This window comes from Achromobacter sp., from assembly GCF_050285565.1.
Taxonomy (GTDB): Bacteria; Pseudomonadota; Gammaproteobacteria; order Burkholderiales; family Burkholderiaceae_B; genus Achromobacter.
The window spans coordinates 642,589-669,477 of sequence record NZ_JBLZXG010000002.1; the positions used below are offsets into that span (position 1 = coordinate 642,589).

28 protein-coding genes are annotated in these 26,889 nt (G+C 68.4%); 19 read left to right on the forward strand and 9 right to left on the reverse strand.

Annotated features, from left to right (window positions below; translation table 11 throughout):
- The first annotated feature begins 20 nt into the window (after nt 1-20).
- The 4 genes from ACN6O8_RS05935 to ACN6O8_RS05950 are packed head-to-tail and all read left to right on the forward strand — an operon-like array spanning nt 21 to nt 3,488.
- Nucleotides 21-872, forward strand: coding sequence for a branched-chain amino acid ABC transporter permease (locus tag ACN6O8_RS05935; protein ID WP_427990170.1), 852 nt, complete (start codon nt 21-23; stop codon nt 870-872).
- Nucleotides 869-1,957, forward strand: coding sequence for an ABC transporter permease subunit (locus ACN6O8_RS05940; protein WP_054507238.1), 1,089 nt, complete (start codon nt 869-871; stop codon nt 1,955-1,957). Before ACN6O8_RS05935 ends, ACN6O8_RS05940 begins: the two co-directional genes overlap by 4 nt.
- A complete protein-coding gene (locus tag ACN6O8_RS05945) occupies nt 1,954-2,754 on the forward strand; it encodes an ABC transporter ATP-binding protein (protein ID WP_427990128.1) in 801 nt (266 codons plus the stop codon). The genes ACN6O8_RS05940 and ACN6O8_RS05945 overlap by 4 nt, the downstream gene beginning before the upstream one ends.
- Nucleotides 2,751-3,488 carry an ABC transporter ATP-binding protein gene (locus ACN6O8_RS05950; RefSeq protein ID WP_427990129.1) on the forward strand — a complete coding sequence of 246 codons (738 nt, stop codon included), beginning with the start codon at nt 2,751-2,753 and terminating at the stop codon, nt 3,486-3,488. The genes ACN6O8_RS05945 and ACN6O8_RS05950 overlap by 4 nt, the downstream gene beginning before the upstream one ends.
- A gap of 66 nt (nt 3,489-3,554) precedes the next feature.
- Here ACN6O8_RS05950 and ACN6O8_RS05955 read toward each other — a convergent pair whose 3' ends face one another.
- The gene (locus tag ACN6O8_RS05955) at nt 3,555-4,838 is read right to left on the reverse strand and encodes an MFS transporter (RefSeq protein ID WP_427990130.1); all 1,284 of its coding nucleotides are present in this window, start codon (nt 4,836-4,838) and stop codon (nt 3,555-3,557) included.
- A gap of 132 nt (nt 4,839-4,970) precedes the next feature.
- On the opposite strand from ACN6O8_RS05955, the gene ACN6O8_RS05960 reads away from it, so the two are divergent.
- Together ACN6O8_RS05960 and ACN6O8_RS05965 are read left to right on the forward strand one after the other, a co-directional pair.
- Nucleotides 4,971-5,591 carry a TetR/AcrR family transcriptional regulator gene (locus tag ACN6O8_RS05960; protein WP_427990131.1) on the forward strand — a complete coding sequence of 207 codons (621 nt, stop codon included), beginning with the start codon at nt 4,971-4,973 and terminating at the stop codon, nt 5,589-5,591.
- 194 nt (nt 5,592-5,785) lie between these two features.
- Entirely contained in the window at nt 5,786-6,007 is a 222-nt protein-coding gene (locus tag ACN6O8_RS05965; protein WP_427990132.1) for an XRE family transcriptional regulator, read from the forward strand.
- Nucleotides 6,008-6,075: 68 nt separating this feature from the next.
- Here the strand turns inward: ACN6O8_RS05965 and ACN6O8_RS05970 are convergent, their stop codons facing one another.
- Both ACN6O8_RS05970 and ACN6O8_RS05975 read right to left on the reverse strand, forming a co-directional pair.
- Nucleotides 6,076-7,365 carry an Nramp family divalent metal transporter gene (locus ACN6O8_RS05970; RefSeq protein WP_427990133.1) on the reverse strand — a complete coding sequence of 430 codons (1,290 nt, stop codon included), beginning with the start codon at nt 7,363-7,365 and terminating at the stop codon, nt 6,076-6,078.
- Nucleotides 7,366-7,488: 123 nt separating this feature from the next.
- Nucleotides 7,489-7,914, reverse strand: a complete 426-nt coding sequence (locus ACN6O8_RS05975) for an OsmC family protein (protein WP_049073122.1) — start codon at nt 7,912-7,914, stop codon at nt 7,489-7,491.
- A 249-nt stretch (nt 7,915-8,163) separates the two neighbouring features.
- On the opposite strand from ACN6O8_RS05975, the gene ACN6O8_RS05980 reads away from it, so the two are divergent.
- The 7 genes from ACN6O8_RS05980 (at nt 8,164) to ACN6O8_RS06010 (ending at nt 14,742) form a co-directional block, all read left to right on the forward strand.
- Nucleotides 8,164-9,108 (forward strand): ornithine cyclodeaminase family protein, encoded by a 945-nt coding sequence (locus ACN6O8_RS05980; RefSeq protein WP_427990134.1) that lies wholly within the window; start codon nt 8,164-8,166, stop codon nt 9,106-9,108.
- Nucleotides 9,109-9,145: 37 nt separating this feature from the next.
- Entirely contained in the window at nt 9,146-10,318 is a 1,173-nt protein-coding gene (locus ACN6O8_RS05985; protein WP_427990135.1) for an ABC transporter substrate-binding protein, read from the forward strand.
- Nucleotides 10,319-10,496: 178 nt separating this feature from the next.
- A complete protein-coding gene (ehuB, locus tag ACN6O8_RS05990) occupies nt 10,497-11,408 on the forward strand; it encodes an ectoine/hydroxyectoine ABC transporter substrate-binding protein EhuB (RefSeq protein WP_427990136.1) in 912 nt (303 codons plus the stop codon).
- Nucleotides 11,409-11,417: 9 nt separating this feature from the next.
- Nucleotides 11,418-12,071: an ectoine/hydroxyectoine ABC transporter permease subunit EhuC gene (gene ehuC, locus ACN6O8_RS05995; protein ID WP_427990137.1), complete on the forward strand. Its 654-nt coding sequence runs from the start codon at nt 11,418-11,420 to the stop codon at nt 12,069-12,071.
- Nucleotides 12,068-12,739: an ectoine/hydroxyectoine ABC transporter permease subunit EhuD gene (gene ehuD / locus ACN6O8_RS06000; protein WP_427990138.1), complete on the forward strand. Its 672-nt coding sequence runs from the start codon at nt 12,068-12,070 to the stop codon at nt 12,737-12,739. Before ehuC ends, ehuD begins: the two co-directional genes overlap by 4 nt.
- Nucleotides 12,736-13,506: an ectoine/hydroxyectoine ABC transporter ATP-binding protein EhuA gene (ehuA, locus tag ACN6O8_RS06005; protein ID WP_427990139.1), complete on the forward strand. Its 771-nt coding sequence runs from the start codon at nt 12,736-12,738 to the stop codon at nt 13,504-13,506. Before ehuD ends, ehuA begins: the two co-directional genes overlap by 4 nt.
- A gap of 123 nt (nt 13,507-13,629) precedes the next feature.
- Complete coding sequence (locus ACN6O8_RS06010) at nt 13,630-14,742, forward strand: NADH:flavin oxidoreductase/NADH oxidase (RefSeq protein WP_427990140.1); 1,113 nt, start codon at nt 13,630-13,632, stop codon at nt 14,740-14,742.
- Nucleotides 14,743-14,802: 60 nt separating this feature from the next.
- On the opposite strand, the gene ACN6O8_RS06015 is transcribed toward ACN6O8_RS06010, so the two are convergent.
- The 3 genes from ACN6O8_RS06015 to ACN6O8_RS06025 form a co-directional block, all read right to left on the reverse strand.
- On the reverse strand, nt 14,803-15,429 hold the full coding sequence (locus ACN6O8_RS06015) for a dUTP diphosphatase (RefSeq protein ID WP_427990171.1): 627 nt from the start codon (nt 15,427-15,429) through the stop codon (nt 14,803-14,805).
- Between the two features lie 119 nt (nt 15,430-15,548).
- Entirely contained in the window at nt 15,549-16,091 is a 543-nt protein-coding gene (locus ACN6O8_RS06020; RefSeq protein WP_427990141.1) for a hypothetical protein, read from the reverse strand.
- Nucleotides 16,092-16,102: 11 nt separating this feature from the next.
- A complete protein-coding gene (locus ACN6O8_RS06025; protein ID WP_427990142.1) occupies nt 16,103-16,741 on the reverse strand; it encodes a DedA family protein in 639 nt (212 codons plus the stop codon).
- Nucleotides 16,742-16,846: 105 nt separating this feature from the next.
- Here ACN6O8_RS06025 and ACN6O8_RS06030 point away from each other — a divergent pair, with 105 nt between their 5' ends.
- The 6 genes from ACN6O8_RS06030 (at nt 16,847) to ACN6O8_RS06055 (ending at nt 22,254) form a co-directional block, all read left to right on the forward strand.
- The gene (locus ACN6O8_RS06030; RefSeq protein ID WP_427990143.1) at nt 16,847-17,887 is read left to right on the forward strand and encodes a metal-dependent hydrolase; all 1,041 of its coding nucleotides are present in this window, start codon (nt 16,847-16,849) and stop codon (nt 17,885-17,887) included.
- Nucleotides 17,888-18,078: 191 nt separating this feature from the next.
- Complete coding sequence (locus ACN6O8_RS06035) at nt 18,079-18,846, forward strand: IclR family transcriptional regulator (RefSeq protein WP_427990144.1); 768 nt, start codon at nt 18,079-18,081, stop codon at nt 18,844-18,846.
- Between the two features lie 88 nt (nt 18,847-18,934).
- Nucleotides 18,935-19,639 carry a dipeptidase PepE gene (gene pepE / locus ACN6O8_RS06040; RefSeq protein ID WP_427990145.1) on the forward strand — a complete coding sequence of 235 codons (705 nt, stop codon included), beginning with the start codon at nt 18,935-18,937 and terminating at the stop codon, nt 19,637-19,639.
- Entirely contained in the window at nt 19,636-20,565 is a 930-nt protein-coding gene (locus ACN6O8_RS06045; protein WP_427990146.1) for a DUF1177 domain-containing protein, read from the forward strand. The genes pepE and ACN6O8_RS06045 overlap by 4 nt, the downstream gene beginning before the upstream one ends.
- Nucleotides 20,562-21,251 carry an AroM family protein gene (locus tag ACN6O8_RS06050; protein WP_427990147.1) on the forward strand — a complete coding sequence of 230 codons (690 nt, stop codon included), beginning with the start codon at nt 20,562-20,564 and terminating at the stop codon, nt 21,249-21,251. Before ACN6O8_RS06045 ends, ACN6O8_RS06050 begins: the two co-directional genes overlap by 4 nt.
- Before the next feature lie 13 nt (nt 21,252-21,264).
- Nucleotides 21,265-22,254: a Bug family tripartite tricarboxylate transporter substrate binding protein gene (locus ACN6O8_RS06055; protein ID WP_427990148.1), complete on the forward strand. Its 990-nt coding sequence runs from the start codon at nt 21,265-21,267 to the stop codon at nt 22,252-22,254.
- A gap of 101 nt (nt 22,255-22,355) precedes the next feature.
- On the opposite strand, the gene coaBC is transcribed toward ACN6O8_RS06055, so the two are convergent.
- From coaBC to ileS, 3 genes are all read right to left on the reverse strand, one after another.
- A complete protein-coding gene (gene coaBC, locus ACN6O8_RS06060; RefSeq protein ID WP_427990149.1) occupies nt 22,356-23,552 on the reverse strand; it encodes a bifunctional phosphopantothenoylcysteine decarboxylase/phosphopantothenate--cysteine ligase CoaBC in 1,197 nt (398 codons plus the stop codon).
- A 155-nt stretch (nt 23,553-23,707) separates the two neighbouring features.
- Nucleotides 23,708-24,232, reverse strand: a complete 525-nt coding sequence (gene lspA, locus ACN6O8_RS06065; RefSeq protein WP_427990150.1) for a signal peptidase II — start codon at nt 24,230-24,232, stop codon at nt 23,708-23,710.
- A gap of 2 nt (nt 24,233-24,234) precedes the next feature.
- Nucleotides 24,235-26,889 (reverse strand): isoleucine--tRNA ligase (gene ileS, locus ACN6O8_RS06070; RefSeq protein ID WP_427990151.1); only part of this gene is annotated, 2,655 nt, incomplete at its 5' end.

Genomic DNA, 26,889 nt, shown 5'->3' on the forward strand with positions numbered 1-26,889 from the left:
TGGTCGCCCTCGGCTACACCATGGTGTACGGCATCATCGGGCTGATCAACTTCGCGCATGGCGATGTCGTCATGATCGGCGCGATGGCGGCGACCACGATCGCCATCTCGCTGGTCGGCGGCGACCCGTCCGCCTCCGCCTTCGTGGTGCTGGGCCTGGGCCTCTTGGTGTCCGTGCCGCTGTGCATGGCCGTGGGCTGGACCGCCGAGCGCGTGGCTTACCGGCCGCTGCGCCGCGCGCCGCGCCTGGCCGCTCTGATCACCGCCATCGGCGTGTCGATCATCCTGCAGAACGTGGCGATGATGGGCTGGGGCCGCAATTACCTGAACTTCCCGCAGGTGTTGTCGCCGCGCGTGTTCGAGGTGTTCGGCGCCCGCATGAGCACGCTGCAGATCGCCATTGTCGTGATCGCCGCGCTGATCATGGGCGGGCTGCTGGCCGTGGTGCACAAGACGCGCCTGGGAACGGCCATGCGCGCCACCGCGCAGAACCGCGAAGTGGCCGGCCTGATGGGCGTGAACATCAACACCGTGATTTCCGCCGCGTTCCTGATCGGTTCGGCGCTGGCCGCCGTGGCCGGCATGATGGTCGCCACCTACTACGGCGTGTCGCAGTACACCATGGGTTTCATGCTGGGCCTGAAGGCCTTCACCGCCGCGGTGCTGGGTGGCATCGGCAACCTGGTCGGCGCCATGGCCGGCGGCCTGCTGCTGGGCATCATCGAATCGCTGGGCGCCGGCTATATCGGCGACCTGACCGGCGGCTTCCTGGGCAGCCATTACCAGGACGTGTTCGCGTTCTTCGTGCTGGTGCTGGTGCTGATTTTCCGTCCGTCCGGCCTGCTGGGCGAACGTGTGGGAGACCGCGCATGAGCACGACGCTGAAAAACAGCGGGCTGTCGACCCGCAACCTGATCGGCATCGCGCTGATCGGCATCGTGCTGGCGGTGCTGCCGTTCGTGATCGGCATGGCCGGCCAGAGCTGGGTCCGCATCCTGAACTTCGCGCTGCTGTACGTGATGCTGTCGCTGGGCCTGAACATCGTGGTGGGCTTTGCCGGCCTGCTGGACCTGGGCTATATCGCGTTCTACGCGGTGGGCGCCTATACCTGGGCGCTGCTGGCCTCGCCGCACTTCGGGCTGCACCTGCCGTTCTGGGCGATCCTGCCGATCGCGCTGGCGGTGGCGTGCCTGTTCGGGGTGCTGCTGGGGGCGCCGACGCTCAAGTTGCGCGGCGACTACCTGGCCATCGTGACGCTGGGCTTCGGCGAGATCATCCGCATCTTCCTGAACAATCTGAACGCGCCGGTCAACATCACCAACGGCCCGCAGGGCATCAACCGCATCGACACCTTCAAGGTGGGCGAGTTCGCGTTTGGCCGCACCGAAAGCCTGCTGGGCATCCGCGTGACCGGGCCGGAGAAGTACTACTACCTGCTGCTGGCCCTGACGCTCATCATCATCCTGGTATGTGTGCGCCTGCAGAACTCGCGCATCGGCCGCGCCTGGGAAGCCATCCGCGAAGACGAGATCGCCGCCAAGGCGATGGGCATCAACACCCGCAATATCAAGCTGCTGGCCTTCGCCATGGGCGCCTCGTTCGGCGGCGTGGCGGGCGCGCTGTTCGCGTCGATGCAGGGCTTCGTCAGCCCCGAGAGCTTCTCGCTGATGGAGTCCATTTCCATTCTGTGCATGGTGGTGCTGGGCGGCATGGGCCATATCCCGGGCGTGATCCTGGGCGCGCTGATCCTGGCCGCGCTGCCGGAGTTCCTGCGCGCCGTGGTCGAGCCGGTGCAGCAGATGCTGTTCGGCGCGGTGGTGCTGGATCCCGAGGGCATTCGCATGCTGCTGTTCGGCCTGGCGATGGTGTGCGTGATGTTGTTCCGGCCGGCCGGCCTGTGGCCCTCGGCCGTGCGCAAGCGCGAGTTGTCGACCAAGACCCAGGGAGGCGCGGCATGAGCAAACTGCTGCAAGCCCAGGGACTGGGCAAACGCTTCGGCGGCCTGCAGGCGCTGTCGGACGTCAGCTTCGACATCGAGCAAGGCGAAATCTACGGCCTGATCGGCCCCAACGGCGCCGGCAAGACCACGCTGTTCAATGTGCTCACGGGCCTCTACATCCCGGAAGACGGTAGCTGCACCTTCGATGGGGTCTCGATGTCGGGCAAGAAGCCGCACGAGGTGGCGCATGCCGGCCTGGCGCGGACCTTCCAGAACATCCGCCTGTTCGCCAACCTGAGCGCGATCGAGAACGTCATGATCGGCCGCCACATGCGCACCCGCGCCGGCGTGCTGGGCGCGGTGTTCCGCACCCGCGGCACGCGCGCCGAGGAAGCCGCCATCGAGGCCCGCGCCCAGGAACTGCTGGACTACGTCGGCATCGGCCACCGCGCCAACGATGTGGCGCGCTCGCTGCCCTATGGCGACCAGCGCCGCCTGGAAATCGCGCGCGCCCTCGCGACCGATCCCAAGCTGCTGGCGCTGGACGAGCCGGCCGCCGGCATGAACGCCTCGGAAACCGTGGTGCTGCGCAAGCTGATCGAGAAGATCCGCGACGACGGCGTCACGGTGCTGCTGATCGAGCACGACATGAAGCTGGTCATGGGCCTGTGCGATCGGGTGCTGGTGCTGGAATACGGCAAGGTGCTGGCCATGGGCAAACCCGCCCAGGTGCAGCGCGACCCCAAGGTCATTGAAGCGTATCTGGGCGCGGGCGCCGCCCAGGATCCGCTGATTCATCAGGAGCGCCCGGCATGACGACGGCAAGCAAACCCCTACTGGAACTGCGCGGCCTGCAGGTCGCGTACGGCGGCATCCGCGCGGTGCGCGGCATCGACCTGCGCGTGGACGAAGGCGAACTGGTGTGCCTGATCGGCGCCAACGGCGCCGGCAAGAGCACGACCCTGCGCGCCATCTGCGGCCTGGTGCCGCTGGCCGGCGGCGAAGTGGTCTACGGTGGCCAGTCCATCGGCGGCCGCAAGTCTCACGAGCTGGTGCGCGACGGGCTGGTGATGGTGCCCGAGGGCCGCGGCATCTTCGGTCAGCTCACCATCGAGGAAAACCTGGCGATGGGCGCCTACATCCGGCGCGACGCCGCGCAGGTGCGGCAGGACACCGACCGGGTGTTCACGCTGTTCCCGCGCCTGGCCGAACGCCGCAAGCAGGCCGCCGGCACGCTGTCGGGCGGCGAGCAGCAGATGGTGGCCATGGGCCGCGCCATGATCGCGCGCCCCAGGTTGTTGCTGCTGGACGAGCCCTCGATGGGCCTGGCGCCGCTGATGGTGGAAAAGGTCTTCGAGGTGGTGCGCACCATCGCCAGCGAAGGCGTGACGATCCTGCTGATCGAGCAGAACGCCCGCCTGGCGCTGGAGAACAGCCATCGCGGCTACGTGATGGAGTCCGGCGAGATCACGCTGTCGGGCCCCGCCGCCGACATGCTGCACGATCCCAAGGTGCGCGCGGCGTACCTGGGCGAAGTGGAAGAGGCGTAGGCCCGCTCCGCTGGCGACAGGGAAAAGCCCGGCATGCCGGGCTTTTCTTTTACATGACGCCGGACATTACGCAGGTTGCGCCACGGCCCGTTCACGCCTGATCAGCAATGCGATGATCGCGGCGATCAGGCCGGTGGCGCCGGCCGCGACGAAGGCCATCAGGTAGCTGCCTTGCGACTGGCGCACCACGCCCGCCATCCAGGCCGCGCTGGCCGCGCCCAGTTGGTGGCCTGCCACGATCCAGCCGAACACGATCGGCGCCTCGCGGTCGCCGAAGGCCTCGGTGGCCAGGCGCAGGGTGGGTGGCACGGTGGCGATCCAGTCCAGGCCGAAGAACACCGCGAAGATCGCCAGACCGTAGAACGAGAAGTCGGAGTAGGGCAGGTAGATCAGCGCCAGGCCGCGCAGCCCGTAGTAGACGAACAGCAGCTTGCGCGGATCGTAGCGGTCGGTCAGCCAGCCCGAGGCGGTGGTGCCGAACAGGTCGAAGATGCCCATGATCGCCAGCAGGCCGGCGGCCTGCACTTCAGGCATGCCGTGGTCGCCGCAGAGCGCGATCAGGTGCGTGCCGACCAGGCCGTTGGTGGTGAAACCGCAGATGAAAAAGGTGGCGAACAGGAACCAGAAGGTGCGGGTCTTGGCGGCACGGCCCAGGGCGCCGAAGGTGGCGGCGAGCATGCCGGTGCGCGGCGCCGCGGGCGCGGGCGGCGCGTGCGGATCGCTGCCGAATGGCGCCAGGCCGACGCTGGCGGGGCGGTCGGGCACCAGCCACCAGGCCAGCGGCACCAGCGCGGCGGCGGCGCCGGCCACGGTCCACACCACCCGGGTCCAGTCGCCCGACGAGGCCAGCGCTGCCAGCAGCGGCAGGAAGATCAGCGTGCCGGTGGCGGTGCTGGCGGTCAGCAGGCCCATCATCAGGCCGCGGTGCTTGGTGAACCAGCGGTTGACCACGGTCGCGCCCATCACCACGGCCACGGCGCCCGAGCCGATGCCCGAGAATACGCCCCAGGTCATCAGCAGGTGCCACGGCTGGGTCATGTAGGCGCTGGCCGCGCTGGAGGCGGCCATCAGCGACAGCGCCGCGATCAGCACGCGGCGCAGGCCGAAGCGTTCCATCGCGGCCGCGGCGAACGGCCCGACCAGGCCGTACAGGAAGATGCCGACGGCGGCGGCGAACGAAGTGGTGCCGCGGTTCCAGCCGAAGCTTTCCTCCAGCGGCACCAGCAGCACGCTGGGCGAGGAGCGCAGGCCGGCGGATACCAGCAGAGCCAGGAACACGACCGCGACCACGACGAACGCGTACTTCTGGCCGGCGCGGCGGAAGGGGATGGGCAGGTGGGCTATACTCATGTTACTGACCGGTACGTAATTTGGTTTGCGAATGGTACGTACCGGTTGGTAACATCGTCAAGAAATATTTTGGACGAACCTGTCTTCAGGGCGGCCGGCCTGGCCGGCCGGTCTTAGTGAGGAGTCTCCGTTATGGCCAGCAAATCCGCAGCGGGTGGCAAGACCGCCACCGCCACCGCCGCCGCGAAACCGCCTCTGGCGGCTGATCGCATCCGCAAGACCGCGCGCGAAATGTTCTACCGCGACGGCATCCGGGCGGTGGGAGTGGACGCCATCGTCAACCAGGCCGGCGTCACCAAGCCCAGCCTGTACCGCAGCTTTTCGTCCAAGGACGAACTGGCCGCGACCTACCTGCGCGACTACGACGCCGAGTTCTGGGGGCGCTTCAACGCCGCCTGCGACGCGCATCCGGGCGACCCCAGGGCGGGTCTGCGGGCCTATCTGTCGGGCCTGGGCGTGCGCGCGGTGCAGAACGGCTATCGCGGCTGCGGCCTGACCAATGCGGCGGTGGAATATCCCGAGGACGGCCATCCGGCGCGCGTGGTCGCGGTCGAGCACAAGGTCGAGCTGCGCCGGCGCCTGGCGGCCATGGCGGCCGAGATGGGCGCGCCCGATCCCCAGGCGCTGGGCGATGGCCTGCTGCTGTTGATCGAAGGCGCTTTCGTGTCGAGCCAGTTGTTCCACGAGGGCGGGCCGGCGGGACGGGTGGCCGAGATGGCCGACACACTCATCGCGGCCCATCTGCAACGCTGAGCGGGCTGCCGGGCGCTGTTTTGCGCTGCACAATAACGGTGCCGGACATGGTGCCTCGTGCACCGTTGTGGTGGTGTTTGTACCCATTCCGCAACGGCAAAAATAATGCTAGGCAATTTTTATTGCAACGCAGCAAACGCGGGTCTAACATGAATTCGTGTTGTTCCCCATCGCGCTTTCTCAAGGAGAGAATCATGAGCGATACCGCGTTGAAAAATGCCCGCATGTCGGATGCGCTGGAGCGGTCCCTGATCCGCGAGGCCATCAAAGCGGAAACCCTGTCCGGCCCGTTCTCGCGCGCGGGCTGGCGCCGGCTCAAGCGGCGCCTCGGCCGTTTCGGCGGCGCCGTCGGCGAAATGCTGCACGACATGGATGCGGGCCGTCGCCAGCACCCGGTGATCTCCGCCCACCGTTGAGCCGCCGGCCCGCGCCAGAAAAAACGCCAGCGATTGCTGGCGTTTTTTATGCCGTGCCGTGGCGAGGATCACACCACCATGTCCACCAGCAGGTAGCCGTCCAGCAGGATGATGCCGACGGTGGCCACCACCGCCGCCCAGGCCCAGGTGCCGCGCAACACGTGGCGGCCCATCACCTGCTTGCGGCGGGCCAGCACCACCAGCGGGCCCAGCGCGAAGGGCAGCGCCAGGCTCAGGATGACCTGGCTCAGCACCAGCAACTGGTCGGGGTCCTGGCCGCCGGTGAAGGCCAGCAGGGCGGCCGCCACGGTGCCGGCGATCAGCCGCGTGGCCAGCGCGCGGCGGCGGTCGGACCAGCCGCTGTGGATCTGGAAGCCTTGCGACAGGATGCGGCCGGCCAGCACGCCGGTGATGGTGGAGCTTTGCCCGGCCGCGTACAGGGCCACCGCGAATACGATCGCGGCGCCGATGCCGAGGGTCTGGCCGATCACGGCATGGGCGTCATCCAGGCTGGAGACGATGATGCCGGAGCCGGACAGCGAGGCCGCGGCGACGATCATGATGGCCGAGTTGATGAGCATGGCCACGCCCAGCGACACCACGGTGTCGTTGCGCGCCACCCGCATGGCCAGGTCGCGGGCCTCGGCCGGCAGCACGCGGGCGCGTTGCGCCAGCGAACCGGAGTGCAGATAGAGGTTGTGCGGCATCAGGGTCGCGCCCAGGATGCCCAGCGCGATCAGGAAACCTTGCGGATCGCGCAGCGCGTGGCCGGTCTGCGTCATGCCGTGCGCCACGTCGGCCCAGGCCGGGTTGGCCTTGAACAGCAGGAACACGAACGAGGCGGCCACCACCGACAGCAGCACGGCGATGACGCGTTCGTGGCGGTCGGCGTTGCCACGCGTCAAGGCCAGCACGGCAAAGGTGCCGACGCCCGTCACGGCGACGCCGCCCAGCAGCGGCAGGTTCAACAGCAGGCGCAGCGCGATGGCCCCGCCGATGAGTTCGGCCAGCGCGGTGGCGAGGATGGCGGCCTCGCCGGCCAGCCAGGCGGTCTTGGCGGTGCGCGGCGACAGGTGGCGGGCGGTGAGGGTGGCCAGGTCTTCGCCGGTGGCCAGCGCCAGCCGCGACACCAGGATCTGGAAGCCCAGCGCCAGGATGGCCGAGGCGATCACGACCAGCAGCAGGCCGTAGCCGAAGCCGCTGCCGCCGGCGATGTCGGTGGCCCAGTTGCCCGGGTCGATGTAGCCCACCGCCACCAGGATGCCCGAGCCGACCACCCGGCGCAGGTTGGCCGTGATCTGGGCGTCCTGGGGGTACGCCGCCTTGCCGCCTGAAATCGCGTAGATGAATCGGGTCATGGTTGTTCCTGAGAATGGTTCTCATTTTCCATGCGACAGGCATGACCGTCAAATTGATTTTCAGCAAGGCCCGGATAGGGCGGGCCAATGGCACCGCCCGTGGCCGGATGCGGCGGCGAGCGCTCAGGACTTGAGCTTGGCGTCCATGGTGATCTTGGCGTTGAGCACCTTGGAGACCGGACAGCCCTTTTCGGCCTTGCGCGCGGCGTCCTCGAAGGCCTGGGCGCTGGCGCCGGGGATCACCGCTTCCACGGTCAGGTGCACGGCGGTGATGGCGAAGCCGCCTTCGACCTTGTCGAGCGTGACCTCCGCCTTGGTGTCCAGGCTTTGCGCCGTCAGGCCGGCTTCGCCCAGGATATTGGACAGCGCCATGGTGAAGCAGCCGGCGTGCGCGGCGCCCAGCAGTTCCTCGGGATTGGTGCCCGGGGTGTCGCCAAAGCGCGTGTTGAAGCCGTAGGGCTGGTTCTTGAGCGCGCCGCTCTGTGTGGAAATCGTACCCTTGCCCGTCTTCAGATCGCCCGACCAGGCGGCGGTTGCGGTTTTCTTCATGCGTGACTCCTGTTGAGGGAACGCGCCCGCGACGGACGCGTCCGGTTAGGGGAGCGCGCGGCCCGCCTGATGGCGGCGCGCGTTGCCGGAAGGGGCAGGAACCATGATACGGCGCGCGCGGCGGGGCGTCGCCTGGCGGCCGCCCGCATCCGGCAAGCCGATGTAACCGCCGCCAGCGCCGCCTTGCCAGCGCCGCGCCGCGCCGTCACACTTCGCCCCTGGCTCAACCCGCACAGGCATTGGATACAGATGGTAGTGATCGACACCGAACAAACCCGCCGCGCATTGTCGTTCGACGCGGTGATTCCGGCGTTGCGCGAGGCGTTCCGCCAAGGCGCCCATGTGCCCGCGCGCCACGTCCACGCGATCGAGTCGGGCGGCGCGCACGGAACAACGCTGATCATGCCGGCCTGGAACGAGCAGGGCTATTTTGGCGTCAAGGTCATCAACATCTTTCCCGACAACACGCGCCAGTCGCTGCCCGGCCTGCATGCCACCTACAACCTCTACAGCGCCCGCACCGGTGTGCCGCTGGCGCAAGTGGACGGCGATCTGGTGACGGTGTTCCGCACCGCCGGCGCGGCGGCGCTGGGCGCGTCCTACCTGGCGCGCGCGGACGCGCGGGTGCTCACCATCGTGGGCTCGGGCCGCATCGCCGGGCTGGTGGCGCAGGCCATGCGCACCGTGCGGCCGATCGACAAGGTGTGGGTCTGGAATGTGCGCCCGGCCGGGGCCGAAACGCTGGCGGCCGCGCTGCGCGAGCAGGGCTTCGATGCCCGCGGCACCCTCGACCTGGAACAGGCCGTGCGCCAGGCCGACATCGTCAGTTGCGCGACGCTGTCGACCGCGCCGCTGGTGCGCGGCGACTGGCTGCGCCCCGGCGCCCACCTGGACCTGATCGGCAGCTTCAAGCCCGACATGATCGAGACCGACACGGCCTGCTTCGACGGCACCACGGTTTATGTGGACACCGACGAGGCGCCCACCAAGGCCGGCGACCTGCTGGCCGCGTTCGAGGCCGGCGTGCTGACGCGCGACGAGATCCGCGGCACGCTGACCGACCTGGTGCTGGGACGCGCGCCGGGCCGTGCGGGCGCGGATGAAATCACGGTGTTCAAGGCGGTCGGCAGCGCGCTCGAAGACCTGACGCTGGCCGCGCTGGTCTACGAGGCTCGCGGCGCTCAGGCAAAATAACGCCATCCGCTGTTTTTCCCTCTTGCGAGCTGTCGTCATGTCCCGCTTCTTTCTTCGTTACGCCTGCGCGCTCGCGCTGGCCGTTCCCGCCCTGTCCGCCCATGCCGAGATCGTGATCGGCGTGGATGTCTCCACCACCGGCCCGGCCGCGGCGATCGGCATCCAGACCAACAACGCCATCCGCCTGTGGCCCAACACGCTGGGCGGCGAGCCGGCGCGCTACGTGGTGCTGGATGACGGCACCGACGTCAGCCGCGCGGTCAAGAACCTGCGCAAGCTGACCTCGGAAGACAAGGTCGACGCCATCGTCGGCCCCAACACCACCGCCGCCGCCCTGGCCGCGCTGGACGTGCTGGCCGAGACCCGCACGCCGATGATCGCGCTGGCGGCCTCCAGCGTGATCGTCGAGCCGCTGTCCGACCCCAAGCGCGCCTGGGCCTTCAAGATGCCGCAGAACGATTCGCTGATGGCGACCGTGCTGGTCGAGGACATGAAGAAGAAGGGCTTCAAGAACGTGGCCTTCATCGGCTTCGCCGATTCCTATGGCGACAGTTGGTGGAAGGAGTTCTCCGCCGCCGCCGGCAGCGACGTCAAGGTCGTGGCGCAGGAACGCTTCCAGCGCACCGACGCGTCGGTGGTGGGCCAGGTGCTCAAGGTGATCGCCGCCAAGCCGGACGCCGTGCTGATCGCCGGCGCCGGCACGCCGTCGGCGCTGCCGCAAAAGACGCTGCTTGAGCGCGGCTACACCGGCACCATCTACCAGACCCACGGCATCGGCACGCTGGAATTCCTGCAGGTGGGCGGGCGCGACGTCGAAGGCACGTTGTTCCCCACCGGACCCGGCGTGGTGGCGCGCGAGCTGCCCGATTCGAACCCGGTCAAGAAGGTGGCGGTGGCGTTTGCCGACAAGTACGAGCGCCAGTACGGCGCCCACACCTTGACGCAGTTCGCGGGCGATGCCTATGGCGCCTGGATGCTGCTGGATTCGGCGGTGGCGCGCGCGCTCAAGAGCGGCGCCAAGCCCGGCACTGCGGAATTCCGCGCCGCGCTGCGCGACGCGCTGGAAAACACCCGCGACCTGATCGTGCCCAATGGCGTCTTGAATATCTCCAAGGACAACCACCAGGGCTTCGACGAGCGCGCCCGGGTGATGGGCGTGGTGCGCAACGGCAAGTTCTCGTACGCCGAAGCGGCGACGGATAAAAAATAGGGGACGACATAGTCGTCTACCGTTCGTAACGAGTGCTCACCCGCCATAGGGCGGGACATGGCGAAAAGCAGGCTTCGGCCTGCTTTTTTTGTCCATATCATTAGAGGTGAAATGATTTAATGTCGTATCATTTTTAGCGAAGCCATGTACCTAGAAATAAATCCGGGAGATATAGACCATGATCGTCCAACGCACCCGCCGCGTCCTGCTGGCCCTGAGCCTGGGCCTGCTGGCCGCCTGCTCCGACTCCGGCTCGGACAAGCCCGCGCAGGGGGCCAGCGCGCCCGCTGCCGGCGGCGACACGCTGGCGGCCGCCAAGGCCGCCGGCAAGATCCGCATCGGTTACGCCAATGAGGCGCCGTTCGCCTTCATGGACAGCAAGGAGGCCAAGGTCACGGGCGAGTCGGTGGAGATTGCCCGGGTGGTGCTCAAGCGCATGGGCATCAACGAGGTCGAAGGGGTGCTGACCGAGTTCGGTTCGCTGATTCCGGGCCTGCAGGCCAAGCGTTTCGACATCATCGCGGCCGGCATGTACGTCACGCCCGAGCGCTGCGGCCAGGTGGCGTTCTCGAACCCGACCTACGGCGTGGGCCAGGCGTTCCTGGTCAAGCAGGGCAACCCGAAGAACCTGCACAGCTACGAGGACGTGGTTAAGAACCCCGACGCCAGGCTGGGCGTGGTGGTGGGCGCCATCGAGGCCGAATACGCCGCCAAGGTCAAGGTGCCGCAAGGCCAGATCGTGGTGTTCCCGGATGCGGTCAGCGCGCTGTCGGGCGTGCAGGCCGGCCGCGCCGACGCCTACGCGGCCACCGCGCTGACGGTCAACGACCTGATGGGCAAGACCAACGCCGGCAGCGGCCTGGAAAAGGCCGAGCCGTTCACCGACCCGCTGATCGACGGCAAGGGGGTGCGCGGCTACGGCGCCTATGCCTTCCGCACCGACGACAAGGCCTTCGCCGACGCCTTTAACGCCGAGCTGGCCAAGTTCATCGGCACCGAGGAACACCAGCAACTGGTGGCGCCGTTCGGCTTCACGCCCGAGGAACTGCCCCACGACGTCACGGCCGCCAAGCTCTGCGCCGCGCAATAGGAGGCGCCGATGCCGCTCATATCCGAACATATCGCCGAGCTGGTGCCGCCGCTGCTGCAAGGCCTGGCGGTGACGCTGGAAATCATGGCGGGCGCGGTGGTGCTGGCGGTGCCGCTGGCGCTCGCGGCCGGGGTCGGGCGCCTGGCGACCCTGCGGCCGGTGCGCTGGCTGGCCTCGATTTACGTCGAGGTGTTCCGCGGCACCTCGGCGCTGGTGCAACTGTTCTGGTTCTACTTCGTGCTGCCGCTGTTCGGCGTGCAATTGCCGGCCATGCTGGTGGGTATCGTGGTGCTGGCGCTCAATGCCGGCGCCTATGGCGCCGAGGTGGTGCGCGGCGCGATCCGCGCGGTGCCGCCGGGCCAGCGCGAGGCCGGCGTGGCCCTGAACCTGACGCGCGGCCAGATCATGCGCCGCATCGTGGTGCCGCAGGCTATCCCGGCCATGCTGCCGCCGGCCGGCAACCTGCTGATCGAACTGCTCAAGAACACCGCGCTGGTGTCGCTCATCACTATCACCGACCTGACCTTCCGCGGCCAGTTGCTGCGCAGCGAAACCCTGCGCACCACCGAGATCTTCACGCTCATGCTGCTGCTGTATTTCGCGGTGGCGCTGCTGATCACCGCCGGCGTGCGCCTGCTTGAACGGAGGGTCCGCGTCCGATGAAACCGATATTCGACGGGTCCTTCGCGCTGGAGATCCTGCCCACCTTGGGCTCGGCGCTGGTCATCACCATCCAGGCCACGGTGCTGGGCATGCTGGTGGCCGTGACGCTGGGCCTGGCGCTGGCGCTGTTGCGGCGCTCGCGCCTGGCACTGGTGTCGCTGCCCACGGCCTTCGTGATCGAGTTCGTGCGCAGCACGCCGCTGCTGGTGCAGATGTATTTCCTGTTCTACGTGCTGCCCCTGACCGGCGTGCAGATGTCGCCGCTGACGACCGGCATCGTGGCGCTCGGCCTGCACTACGCCACTTACTGCGCCGAGGTCTACCGCGCCGGCATCGAGGCGGTGCCGCGCGGTCAGTTGGAAGCGGCGCGCGCCTTGAACATGTCACCCTGGCGCACCGCCGTGGGCGTGGTGCTGCCACAGGCGATCCCGCCGGTGGTGCCGGCGCTGGGCAATTACCTGGTGGCCATGTTCAAGGACACGCCGCTGCTGTCGGCGATCACGGTGGTCGAGCTGCTGCAGCAGAGCAAGATGATCGGCGCCACCACCTTCCGCTACACCGAACCCCTGACACTGGTCGGCGTGCTGTTCCTGGCGCTGAGCCTGATCGCGGCGTGGGGCGTGCGCGGCCTGGAGGCCCGCTTGCAACGATATGGAGGAAAGCGATGAGTTCCAGCATCACCATCAAGAACCTGCACAAGCGCTATGGCGAGCTGGAGGTGCTCAAGGGCATCAATCTGGAAATTCCGGCCGGCCAGACCGTGGCCGTGATCGGGCCGTCGGGTTCGGGCAAGTCGACTCTGCTGCGCGTGCTGATGACGCTGGATCCGCCCAGCAGCGGCGAGATCGAGATCGACGGCGAGCCGATGTGGAGCGACGCCCAGGGCCGCCCGGTGGGCCCCAATTCCGAGCACCTGCGCAAGGTGCGCGGCAAGATCGGCATGGTGTTTCAGCACTTCAACCTGTTCCCGCACATGACCGCGCTGGGCAATACGATGGAAGCGCCGTTGCATGTGCTGGGTCTGTCGCGCGACCAGGCCCGCGAGCGCGCGGTGGAGTACCTGGAGATGGTGGGGCTGGGCGACAAGCTCGACGTCTATCCGGCGCAGTTGTCGGGCGGTCAGAAGCAGCGCGTCGGCATCGCCCGCGCGTTGGCGATGCGCCCGGAAATCATGCTGTTCGACGAGGTCACTTCGGCGCTCGACCCGGAACTGGTGGGCGGTATCCTGCAAATCCTGCGCGACTTGTCGGCGCGCAAGAGCATGACCATGATCATCGTCACTCACCAGATGAAGTTCGCCGAGCGCAGTTCTGACCGCACGCTGTTCTTCGACCAGGGCAACATCGTCGAGGACGCGCCATCGCCGACGCTGTTCAGCGATCCGCGGCAGGCGCGCACCCGGCAGTTCCTGGACAGCGTGATCGAGGGGCAATGAGCCAGGCGTGGCAAGACCGGCGCCGCCGCGCCTAAATCCCCACGCGGGCGTCGGGATTGGCGGCGCGCGCGAGAAGGTCGGCGCTATGCTGTGCATCCGCGTCCATCGCCCGGAGCCTTACGCATGAGTCATCTTTTCAGTCCCACGTCAGTCGGCAACGTCGAACTGGCCAACCGCATCGTCATCGCGCCCATGTGCGAATACTCGGCCGACGAGGGCCGCGCCACCGATTGGCACATGATCCACCTGGGGCACCTGGCCCTGTCGGGCGCGGCGCTGCTGTTCACCGAAGCCACCGCGGTCGAGGCCGACGGCCGCATTTCCCCGGGCGACCTGGGCCTCTGGTCCGATGAGACCGAGGCCGCGCTGGGCCGCGTGGTGCAGGCGGTGCGGCGCTATTCGCCGATCAAGCTCGGCATCCAGCTAGGCCACGCCGGCCGCAAGGCGTCGAGCCACGCGCCCTGGGAGGGCGGTCAACTGGTGCCGCCGGAGCAGGGCGGCTGGCAGGGCTGGGCGCCGTCGGCGTTGCCGCACAACGCGTCCGAGCCGGCGCCGCGCGCGCTCGACGCGGCCGGCCTGGCGCGGGTGCGCGACGCCTTCGTCGACAGCGCGCGCCGCGCCATTCGCCTGGGCTTTGACGCCATTGAGCTGCACGCCGCCCACGGCTACCTGTTGCACCAGTTCCTGTCGCCGCTGGCCAACCAGCGCGACGACGACTACGGCGGCTCGCTGGAGAACCGCATGCGCTTCCCGCTGGAAGTGTTCCGCGCGGTGCGCGCGGTGACGCCGTCGTCGGTGGCGCTGGGCGTGCGGGTGTCGGCCACCGATTGGGTCGAGGGCGGCTGGGACCCGGCGCAGACCGAGGCGTTCGCGCTGCGGCTCAAGGCGCTGGGCTGTGAGTTCATCGATGTCTCCAGCGGCGGCGTGTCGCCGCTGCAGAAGATCCCGGTGGGCCCCAGCTACCAGGTGCCGTTCGCCGATGCCATCAAGCGCGCGGTGGGCCTGCCCACCATCACCGTCGGCCTGATCACCGAGGCGCAGCAGGCCGAGGAAATCCTGAAGCAAGGGCAGGCCGACATGGTGGCGCTGGCCCGCGGCATGCTGTATGACCCGCGCTGGCCCTGGCACGCCGCCGCGCAGTTGGGCGGCCAGGTCAATGCGCCGCGCCAGTACTGGCGTTCGCAGCCGCGCGAATTGAAGGAACTGTTCGGCGAGACGCGCTTCGGCCAACGCTAGCGCGCGTCCCATGAAAAACGCCGCATCACGCGGCGTTTTTCATGGGCGGCGGCTACGCGCCTACAGGCGCGAGTAGGCCGCTTCCAGTTCGCGGTGCAGGATGTCCGCGAAGTCGGCGCGGGCGACGTCGTGCTGTGTCAGCAGACGCGCCAGCACCACGTTGTCCTCTTCGCCATGCCAGATCTTGATGTAGGTGCCTTCCTTGTAGCCGTGCCGCTGGCGGAAGATGTTCAGCACGTTCTTGGAGACGTACTGGGTGTAGGCATCGTTCCAGCGCATTTCGCAGGCGCTCATGCTCTGTTCCAGCAGCTTGAAGCTGGCGCGGCCGCACACCGCCAGGCCGCCGATCAGCTCCAGCAGCTCGGGCACGTCCAGGCTGGCTAGCGCGTAGCTCTTGCCATCCAGCGTGACCGAGGCGGGGCCGGCCAGATCGGCCACCAGCGCGGCGGCGGCGGCGTTGACGTCGCCCTTGGCCTGCACGATGGTGTGCGACAGATAGAAATGCAGGATGTCGACCAGCTCCATCTGCACCTGCGGCAGGTCGATGGTCTGCTTCTTCCACCACTTCCAGCCGTAGTGCTCCAGGGCCTCGGCCGATTCGACGAAGGCGGCGCGCAGGAAGCGGGCGCCGCCGTTGATCCAGTCCGGATTGATCATGCTGTTCAGGTCGCCTTGCAGCTTCAGCATCGTGGCCGCCTGGGCCTGGTTCAATCCGACAACGTTATTCACTTTCACTCCGGTATTCGTGGGGTCTGTTCGACAGCGGCGGAAATGTTAGCACCATTGCCGCCGCGGCCGGCGCCGCTTCAGCCGTCCTTGCGGTACGACGAGGTCTTGAGCGGCGGCAGCTTCTCCAGCGGCCGCTTGCGCGGGTCGCGCGCGCCGCTGGCCGCCTTGAACAGCATCAGGGCGAAAAAGCCCAGGAACACCGCCGGCATGAAGTCGTCCAGGTCGAAGCGCGGCGCGCGCAGCGCCGTGAAGGCGATGTTGACTGCCGCCCACCCGGCCACGGCGCCGGCGATGGTCAGGAAGATGCCCTGCTTGCGCTGGCGCGCGCGCTTGGCCAGCGAAACCGCCTCGGCCTCGGTCTGGCCGGGGGCGACCGTGGGCGGCACGCTGTCGGCGCGGCGCGACTGCAGCGGCGGCGGGGCCGTCTTGCCCCAGGTCAGGTCATTGAGCGAGTCCTGGCCCGGAACGGGCGCCGGCATCGGCGTGGCGCCTGGCGCCGCCGCCCGGCGCTTGGCCTGCGCCTTGCTCGGCACCCGGCCGGGCGTGGCGCCGCCCGCGCCCGACAGATTCTCGATGTAGCGCGCAAAGTCGCCGTTCTTCGGCTCCATGTCGATGGCCATGCCGTTCTCCGCTAATTGCCGCGACGGATGCGCGCCGGTTGCCGGCGCTTGCGCATCATCGCGATCAGGAGTCCGCATCCTAGCAGCACCGAGAGTCCCGCGCCGATCATCATGGCGATCTGTTGCGCGTTTTCGGCCGCGCCCAGGCTGCGCGCGGTGATGTAGCCGGGCGCCAGCATCAGCGGCATCCACAGAATCGCCGAGAGCACGTTGGCCATCTGGAAGCGGCCATGGGCCATGCCCATGACGCCCGCCACCGTCGGAATGGTGGAGCGGATCGGGCCCAGGAAGCGGCCGATCAGCACCGAGGCGAAGCCGTACCGGTAGAAGAACAGCCGCGCGCGCGCCACGGCGGTGCGCTGCTGCTTGAGCGGCCAGCGCCGCAGCACGTTGGGGCCGGCCCAACGGCCCAGCGCATAGGACAGCGCATCGCCGACGATGGCGCCGGCGATGCCCCAGGCCATGATGCGCCACGGGTCGAGCGTGCCCGCGCCGATCAGACCGCCGGTCAGCAGCATCAATGCGGTGGCGGGGATGAACAGCCCCAGCAGCACCATCGATTCCCCCAGCGTGAGCAGGAAGGTGATGGGGCCGGCCCAGGCCTGATTGGTCTCGATCAGCACGCCGATCTTGTCGATGTATTGGTTCATGAGGCGGAAGTTGAAAATTAGCTGAACGCAATCGGGTATCTTAACGCCTGCATGGTGGACGTCGCGTGAAAGCGGCGCGCCACCGAAGGCTATCGTCGGAGTTCTATGGATTCGGTTACACAAGCCGTGCTGGGCGCGGGCATACAGGGGGCGCTGCTGGGGCGCGTGCAGGGCCGGCGGGCGCTGATCTACGGCGCGGCGCTGGCGACGGTGCCGGATCTGGACGTGCTGATGCGCTATCCGGATCCAGTGTCGCTGGTGACCTATCACCGCGGTTTTTCGCATTCGATCTTCGTGCTGACCGGCCTGGCGGCGCTGCTGACCTGGCTGATACGCAAGTACTGGCCGCAGGCGCAATACAGCGCGAGGCGGTTGTTCCTCACCTTGTGGTTGGTATTGGTGACGCATCCGGTGCTGGACGCCTTCACCGTCTACGGCACGCAGTTGTTCTGGCCGCTGCCGTCGATTCCGGAAAGCTGGTCGGCCATTTTCATCATCGATCCGGTCTATACGGTGCCCTTGCTGCTGGGCGCGGTGTACGCGGTGATCGCGGGCATGACGCGCAACGCCCGGCGCTTCCTGGCCGGGGCGCTGATCTTCAGCACCGCCTACCTGGGGTTCGGCCTGACCGGCCGCATCGCCGCCGAACACCGGGTGCGCGAGGCGATGCTGGCGCAGGGCATCGCCTTCACCGAACTGCGGGCCATTCCGATGCCGCTCAACACGCTGTTGTGGCGCGTCATAGCCAAGACCCCCGATGGCCATTACTACGAGGCGGTCAGCGGCTGGTTCGACCGCGAGCCGCCGGAATGGCTGCGCCTGCCGCTCCATCCGGAACTGGGACAGGCACTGGCCGACACGCCGCTGCTTCAGCGCCTGCGCTGGTTCACCGATGATTGGCTGCGTTATGACGCCATGGGCGATGCGCTGGTGGTGACCGACCTGCGCATGGGCGTGGCCGGGCACTACAACTTCCGCTTCAAGATGGCCGAGCGCGACGCCGACGGCGGCTGGCGGCCGGTGACCCCGTCCAGTTGGGCGGGCGAACGCGGTGGCTGGGCGGAATTCAAGCTGGTGCTGGCGCGCATCCTGCGCGCGCAGCCGCCGCTGCCGCTAGCGCAATGGGCCCAGACCGCGACGCGCTAGCCGGGTTGCGCGTCGCCTCCAGGCAAGCCCGCCCGAGTGTCGGCGGGCTTTTTTTCGTCTGGCGCGGAACAGGCAGCGGAGCCGTCGGCGTGAAGCGCATGACCCGGGCCGTCCCGTATTGACCTGAAATCGGCCGTTGCATTATTCTTGTTCGATATTAAGGAACTATGGTTCCGTTTTATGGAACAAAGATGAGTATTCTCGACGGTGTCCAGCGCGTGCTGGCGCTCTACGCGGAAGGCGCGGCGGAACTGAGCTTCACCGACGTGGCGCAGCGCCTGGCGCTGCCCAAGAGCACGGCCTCGCGCCTGCTGAACCAGATGCAGCACTACGGCCTGCTCGACCAGGACGCCGCCACGCGCCGCTATCGCGCCGGCGCCCTGTTGGCGCAGGCGGTGCGCGCCGGCCAGGCCGCGACACCACTGGACGAGGCCTGCCGCAAGGTGCTGGCGCGCCTGTCAGACGACAGCGGGCTGACCGCCTACCTGTCCACCCTGAACCAGCGCGAGACCGTGGTGCTGCAGCGCCTGAACGGCTCGCACCCGGTGCAGGTGCTGTCGCCGCCGGGCTCGCGCCGCGCCGCCTCGGGCACGGCGATGGGCCGCGCGCTGCTGTCGCGCCTGACCCAGGATGAGTTCGATGCGCTGTACGGCACCGATCCGGATCGGCCCCTGCCGATGGAGGGCAAGGATTGCCCGGCCACGGTCGGCGAACTGGCGCAGCGCGTGGCGCAGACCCGCGCCGACCACTACGGCGTCGCCATCGACCAGGCCATGCCCGGCATCGGCGCGGTGGCGGCGGCGGTGCGGGACCCCGACAGCGGCGAACTGCGCGGACTGTGCCTGTCTTTCGTGTCCTTCCAGGTCGACGCCGCCCGCGTGGCCGCGCTGCGCGAGTCGCTGACGCGGCAGGTGGCGGCGCTGGGCCGCGAATTGAACGATCCCTATTGGCTGGCGTGACGCGCCGCCGCGAACCCGATTGACCGTATTGCCCTATCCGGCCGCGCGCGCGGCGCCCCGCTTTCACCGATCCCACGGAACTCCACTCATGAATCTCCTGCTTCTCAGCAATTCCAGCAGCGATGCCGGCTATCTGGCGCACGCGTTGCCCGACATCCGCGAACTGATCGCCGCGCTGCCGGCCGGCGCGCCGGCGGTGTTCGTGCCGTACGCGGGCGTCACCCGCAACTGGGACGACTACGCCACGCTGGTCACGACGGCGCTGGCCGACACCGGCCTGGACATCCAGCCGCTGCACCGCGCCGCCGATCCGGTGGCCGCGCTGGAGCAGGCCGCCGTCATCATTGTCGGCGGCGGCAACACCTTCAACCTGCTCGGCCAGTTGCGCCGCCAGGGCCTGCTGAGCGTGATCGCCCGCCGCGTGCGCGAAGGCGCCGCCTATCTGGGCTGGAGCGCCGGCTCCAACCTGGCGTGTCCCAGCATCTGCACCACCAACGACATGCCGATCACCGATCCCGAAGGCTTTGATGCGCTCGGCCTGCTGTCCTTCCAGATCAATCCGCACTACACCAACGCCCACCCGCCCGGCCATCGCGGCGAAACGCGCGCGCAGCGCCTGGCCGAGTTCTGCACGCTGAACCCGACCGTTCCGGTGCTGGGCCTGCCCGAAGGCGCCGCGCTGCGCGTGCGCGACACGGCCATCACGCTGGTCGGCCCGCATGCGGCGCCCCTGTTCATCGGCGCGGCCGAACCGCGCCTGTTCGCGCCCGGCCCCGTGGAGATCGGGGCATGAAGCAGGTCATCGACACGATCGAACTGCTGTCCTCCGCCCACATCACGGGCGAGGCGGTGGCGCAATACCTGCGCCAGGCTGGCGACTGCGAGGTCGAGGTCACGCGGCTGGAGCGCGATGGCGCCGCCACCGATTTCCTGTCCATCGTCATCCGGGGCGCCGACGACCACGCGCCGCAACTGGGCATCGTCGGCCGCCTCGGCGGCATCGGCGCGCGGCCAGCCGTTACCGGCCTGGTGTCCGACAGCGACGGCGCCGTGGTCGCCATTGCCGCCGCGCTCAAGATCATGGCCATGGCGCGCCAGGGCGATGTGCTGCCGGGCACCGTGCGCATCCGCACCCACATCTGCCCGCGCGCCGGCACCCGTCCGCACCACCCGGTGCCGATGATGCGTTCACCGTTCCCGATGCGCGAAATGATGTCGCACGAAGTCGATCCGCGCATGGACGCGATCCTGTCGGTCGACACCACCCGCGGCAACCGCCTGGTGAACCGCCGCGGCGTGGCGCTGACGCCGGTCGCCAGGCAGGGCTATCTGCTGCGCATCCCGGAAACCATGCTGGACGTGATGGGCTGGGTCAGCGGCGAATTGCCCTTGACGCTGCCGCTGACCACCCAGGACATCACGCCCTACGAAAACGGCCTGTGGCACGTCAATTCGCTGATGCAGCCGGCCATCGTCACCGGCGCGCCCGTGGTGGGCGTGGCGCTGACCGCGCAGACCACCGTGCCCGGTTGCGCCACCGGCGTGACCAACGCCGTCGACGCCGACGTGGCGATGCGCTTCTGCATCGAGATCGCCAAACTCTTCGGGCAGGGCGCCATGACCTTCTTCGACACCGCCGAATGGGACGCGCTGCAAGCGCGCTATGGCTCGATGGCGCACCTGCAGACCCCCGGCCGCGAGCCGGAAGCCGCGCAATGAGCGCGCGCGCGCCGCGCCGCGTGGCGTTCTTCACCATCGGCCAGTCGCCGCGCAGCGACGTCGTGCCGGAAATGGCGCCGCTGCTGGGCGAACACGTGCGCATCGACGAGTTCGGCGCGCTCGACGGCCTGGACGCGACGGGGCTGGCCGCGCTGGCGCCGCGCCCGGGTCAATACCGCTTCGCCACGCGCCTGCGCGACGGCGCCCAGATTGAACTGGATGCGGCTGCCGCCGAGGCCCGGCTGGCGCAGGTGATGCGCGAGGCCGACGGCGCTGGCTACGACGTGCTGGTGCCGCTGTGCACCGGCACCGCGATCGCACCGATGCGCACGCTGGTGGTCGAGCCGCAGCAGGTCGTCGACCACCTGGTCGCCGGCCTGGCGCAGCACTGCCGCAAGGTCGGCCTGGTGGTGCCGCTGCCAGCCCAGGTCGACGCCTTCCACATGGCCGTGCCGCTGGCATGCGCGACCACGGTGGTGCACGCCTCGCCCTACGAGGCCGACGCCGGGCGCGCGGCCGCGAGTTTCAAGCAGGCCGGCCAGGATCTGGCCGACTGTGATTTTGTTGTCATGCATTGCATGGGTTACGCCGAACGCATGCGGCAGGCGGTGGCACAGGCATCCGGTCGCCCGGTGCTGCTGGCCAACCGCCTGGTCGCGCAGACGCTCGCGCAAATATTCGAATAAGGGAATCGACTTCATGTTCAGCCGTACTTTGCAACGCGCCCTGGGCGCACTGTTCACCGCCAGCACGCTGGCGGCCGCCCCGGCCCTGGCCGCCGACGCCTGGAAACCGGCCAAGCCGGTGCGCCTGCTGGTGGGTTTCGCGCCCGGCGGCTCGGCCGATACGTTGGCGCGCTTGCTGGCCGAGCCGCTGTCGCAGCGCCTGGGCCAGACCGTGGTGGTGGAAAACCTGGCCGGCGCTGGCGGCAACATCATGGCCTTCCGCCTGTCGCAAGCGCAGCCCGACGGCTACACCATCGGCATCGCCGCGGCCGGCTCCATGGCCATCACCCATGTGCTCAACCCCAAGGGCACCAGCTACAAGCCGGCCGACTTCACCCCCATTACGCTGGCGGCGGTGCAGCCCAACGTGGTCATCGTCAACAAGGATGTGCCGGCCAACAACCTGGCCGAGTTGAAGGACTACTTCCAGAAGACGCCGACCGCCACCTACGGCACCGCCGGCGTGGGCATTTCCAACCATTTGATCGCCGAGACCATGCTGTACAAGCTGGGCGTGAAAGTGCCGCACGCGGCCTATCGTGGCGCCGCGCCGGTCATCACCGACCTGCTGGGCGGTCATATCGCGATGACGATGGATAACATCTCCACCGCCGCGCCGCTGGCGCTGCAGGGCAAGGTCAAGGCTATCGGCGTGGCCTCGCTCAAGCGTTCGGCGCAGTTGCCCGACGTGCCCACGCTGGACGAGCAGGGCCTGAAGGGCTTCGACATGCCGACCTGGCAGGGCGTGTTCGCCCCGGCGGGTCTGCCGGCGGACGTGCTGGACGCTTACTACGCGGCCCTGCAGGACGTGCTCAAGCAGCCCGCCGTGAAAGAGAAGATGGCCGGCCTGGGCTCGGAACCGGTCACCAGCATGACGCCCGGGCAGTTCGGCCAGTTCCTGGAAAACGACCGCAAGCAGTGGGCCGACATCGTGCGCGCCGCCAACATCAGCCTGGAGCAGTAAGCAGGCGGTCGCGTCCGCCGCTGTCTGGGGGCGCGGCGGGCGCCCCAAACAAAAAGCCAGACTCGCGTCTGGCTTTTTTGTTGGCCTGGCGGGCAGGCAGGTCAGGCCGGCAGCCGCGCCGCGATCTCGGCGATCAGGCGGCGCGCGGCGTCCAGCTTGTCGGCGGGCGGCAGCGGGTGCGCGCCGTGGGCGTCGAACAGCACCAGCTCGGTGGTGTCGGCGTCCATGACCTTGTGCGCCAGGTTGCCCACCAGCAGCGGAATGCCCTTGCGCTGGCGCTTGGCTTCGGCGTGCTCGGCCAGCTTTTCGGTTTCGGCCGCGAAGCCCACGCACCACGGCCCGTCCGGCAGCTTGGCCACTTCGGCCAGGATGTCGGGGTTGGGTTCGAATTCCATGTGCGGTGCGCCGCCGCCTTCGCTGGTTTTCTTGAGCTTCTGGTTGCTGACATTCTTGACGCGCCAATCGGCCACGGCCGCCACGGCGATGAAGATGTCGGCATCGGACGCGCTGGCCATCACCGCGTCGTGCATCTGGCGCGCGGTCATGACCGACAGCGCGGTCACGCCGCGCGGCACGGGCAGGGCGGTGGCGCCGGTGATCAGCGTGACGCGGGCCCCGGCCTCGCGCGCGGCCCGCGCCAGGGCGTAGCCGGTCTTGCCCGACGAGCGGTTGCTCAGCACGCGCACTGGATCGACCGGCTCGGACGTGGGGCCGGCGGTCAGCAGCACGTGGCGGCCGGCCAGCAGCTTGGGCTGGAAGAAGGCGATCAGGTCGGTGAGGATCTCGTGGGCTTCGAGCATGCGGCCGTCACCGGTCTCGCCACAGGCCTGTTCGCCGGCCGCCGGGCCCAGGATGCTGATGCCGTCGGCGCGCAGTTGCGCCACGTTGCGCTGGGTGGCCGGGTTGGCCCACATCTCGCGGTTCATCGCGGGCGCCACCAGCAGCGGGCAGGCGCGCGCCACGCACAGCGTCGACAGCAGGTCGTCGGCCATGCCATGCGCCAGCTTGGCCATGAAGTCGGTGCTGGCCGGCGCGATCAGCACGGCGTCGGCGCCGCGCGTCAGGTCGATGTGCGCCATGTTGTTGGGCACCCGCGGGTCCCAGGCATCGACGAACACCGGGCGGCCGGACAGGGCCTGCATGGTCACCGGCGTGATGAAGTGCGTGGCCGCCTCGGTCATCACCACGTCGACGATGGCGCCTTGTTCGGTCATGCGCCGCACCAGCTCGGCGATTTTGTAGCAGGCGATGCCACCGGTCAGGCCGAGGACGATGCGTTTGCGGGCGAGGTCGAGCATGGGCGTCGGACGGCGTTTGGATGCCGTCGAATCAGGGAACGGACAGTGATTTTATTCCGCATTGCCGCATCGCGCCGTTCGCCATGCATGCAGGGGGGGGCAAAGAAGGCAAAAACCCGGCCAGGGGCCGGGTTTCGCGGGGGCGGGCGCGGGGGTCAGGCGCGTGGCTTGCGGGCCCGCAGCAGCTCGTCCAGCACCAGCAGCACGGCGCCGCAGGTGATGCCGACGTCCGCCACGTTGAAGGCGGGGTAGTACCAGTCGCGCCAATAAAACAGCAGGAAGTCCACCACGTGGCCATACACCACCCGGTCGATCACGTTGCCGACGGCGCCTCCGAGGATCATGGCCAGCGCCAGGCAGAAGCGCGGCTGGCCGCGGGTGCGACGCAGGATCACCGTGATGACCACCGCGGCCACGATGCCCAGGGCGGTGAACAGCCAGCGCTGCCAACCTTCCTCTGATGCCAGGAAGCTGAACGCCGCGCCGCGGTTGTACAGCAGCGTGAAGTCGAAGAACGGCAGCAGGTTCAGGCGTTCGCCATACTGGTACGAGGTGTTGAAGTACACCTTGGTCAACTGATCCAGCACGATGATCGCCAGCGCGATGGCCAGCCAGCGGCCCACCCTCGCGGGGGGCGCGCCGGCGGGCGCGGCGGCGGCGGAACCTTGCGGGCCGGCCATCCTCAGGCCTTGTCGCGGGCTTCGCCCGAGCCGAACAGGTTGGACACGCAGCGGCCGCAGATCTCGGGATGATCCGAGTCCTGGCCCACGTCCAGGCGCCAGTGCCAGCAGCGCTCGCACTTCTTGTGCCTGGACGGCGTGACCTCGATGCGGGGCTCGCCTTCGCCGGCGTGCACCGTGGCGCGCGAGACGATCAGCACGAAGCGCAGGTCGTCGCCCAGGCTGGCCAGCAGTTGCTGGTCTTCGCCGCTGGCGTACAGGTCGACCTCGGCCTGCAGCGACGAACCGATGTCGCCCGCCGTGCGCACTTCTTCCAGCTTGCGCTGGACCTCGGCGCGGATGGCGCGCAGGCGCGTCCACTTGGCCGCCAGGGCCTCGGCGTCCGCGAACGGCGGCAGCGCGTGGTAGACCTCGGTGAAGATGGTGACGCGGGCGGCGTCGGCCTGGTGCTTCAGGGCCGAGCCGACCAGCTCCTTCCAGGCCTCTTCGGCCGTGAACGACAGGATCGGCGCCATCAGCTTGAGCAGCGTCTGGGTGATGTCCAGCAGCGCGGTCTGGGCCGAGCGGCGGGCGACGCTGTCCACCTTCGAGGTGTACAGGCGGTCCTTCAGGATATCCAGGTAGAACGCGCCCAGGTCTTCCGAGCAGAACGTCTGCAGGCGCGACACCGCCGGGTGGAAGTCATAGCGCTCGTAGTGGCCTTGCACCTCGGCCTGCATCTGCGCGGTCATGGCCAGCGCGTAGCGGTCGATCTCGAACAGGTCACCGTAAGGCACGGCCTGCGACACGGCGTCGAAGTCAGCCAGGTTGGCCAGCAGGAAGCGCAGCGTGTTGCGGATGCGGCGGTAGCCCTCGACCACGCGCTTGAGGATCTCGTCGGAGATCGACAGCTCGCCCGAGTAGTCGGTGGACGCGACCCACAGGCGCAGGATTTCCGCGCCGAGCGAATCGGACACCTTCTGCGGCGCGATCACGTTGCCGACCGATTTGCTCATCTTGCGGCCCTGGCCGTCCACCACGAAGCCGTGCGTCAGCAGGGCCTTGTAGGGCGGCTGGCCGTACAGCATGCAGCCGGTCAGCAGCGACGAATGGAACCAGCCGCGGTGCTGGTCGGAGCCTTCCAGGTACAGGTCAGCGGGCCAGCCCAGTTCGGCGCCATGCGAGCCGGCGAAATGGCCGTCCTTGCCGCCCAGCACGGTGGCGTGGGTGCTGCCCGAGTCGAACCACACGTCCAGCGTGTCGCGGTTCTTTTCGTATTGGTCGGCCTCGTCGCCCAGCAGCTCGCGCGGATCCAGCGTCTGCCAGGCCTCGATGCCGCCTTGCTCGACGCGTTGCGCGACCTGTTCCAGCAATTCGGACGTGCGCGGGTGCAGCGCGCCGGTTTCCTTGTGCACGAAGAAGGCCATCGGCGTGCCCCATTGGCGCTGGCGCGACAGGGTCCAGTCCGGACGGTTGGCGATCATGGCGTGCAGGCGGGCGCGGCCCCAGGCCGGGTAGAAGGCGGTGGCGTCGATGCCGGCCAGCGCCGATTCGCGCAGGGTCTGGCCGCCGTCCTTGGGCTTGATGTCCATGCCCGCGAACCATTGGCTGGTGGCGCGGTAGATGATCGGCGTCTTGTGGCGCCAGCAGTGCATGTAGCTGTGCTTGTGCTTTTCCACGTGCATCAGCGCGCCGGCTTCCTTCAGGGCCTCGACGATCTTGGGGTTGGCGTCCCAGATCGACAGGCCGCCGAACAGCGCCAGGCTGTCGACGTACTTGCCGTCGCCCATGACGGGGCTGATGAAGTCGGTGTCCTTCATGCCGTGCTCCTTGCACGAGATGAAGTCCTCGATACCGTAGGCGGGGGCCGAGTGCACCACGCCGGTGCCGGAGTCGGCCGTGACGTAGTCGCCCAGGAACACCGGGGCCTTGCGGTCGTAGGCGGCCTCGAACCGCGCCAGCGGATGACGGAACGCGATGCCAGCCAGCGCCGCGCCCGGGGCGGTGGCGATGACCTCGCCTTCCAGGTTCCAGGCCTTCAGGCAGGCCTCGACCCGGTCGCGCGCGATCAGCAGGAGCGGGCCGAACTTGGGCGCGGGCGACACGCGCACCAGCGCGTACTCGATTTCGGGATGCAGGTTCAGCGCCTGGTTGGACGGGATGGTCCAGGGCGTGGTGGTCCAGATGACGATGGCGCCGTCGTCGACCTGGTCCAGGCCGAAGGCCTTGGCCAGCTTGCCGTGCTCGGCGAACGGGAAGGCCACGTCCACCGCCGGGTCGACGCGGTCGGCGTATTCGACCTCGGCTTCGGCCAGCGCCGAGCCACAGTCGAAACACCAGTTCACGGGCTTGAGGCCGCGGAACACATAACCCTTGTCCAGGATGCGGCCCAGCGCGCGGATCTCGTCGGCTTCATTGCTGAAGTTCATCGTCATGTAGGGACGATCCCACTCGCCCAGCACGCCCAGGCGCTTGAAGTCCTTGCGCTGGCGATCGATCTGCTCGAGCGCGTAGGCGCGCGCCTTGGACTGCACTTCGGCCACCGGCAGGTGCTTGCCGTACTTTTTCTCGATCTGGATCTCGATCGGCATGCCGTGGCAATCCCAGCCCGGCACGTAGTGCGCGTCGTAGCCGGCCATGTTGCGGCTCTTGACGATGATGTCCTTCAGGATCTTGTT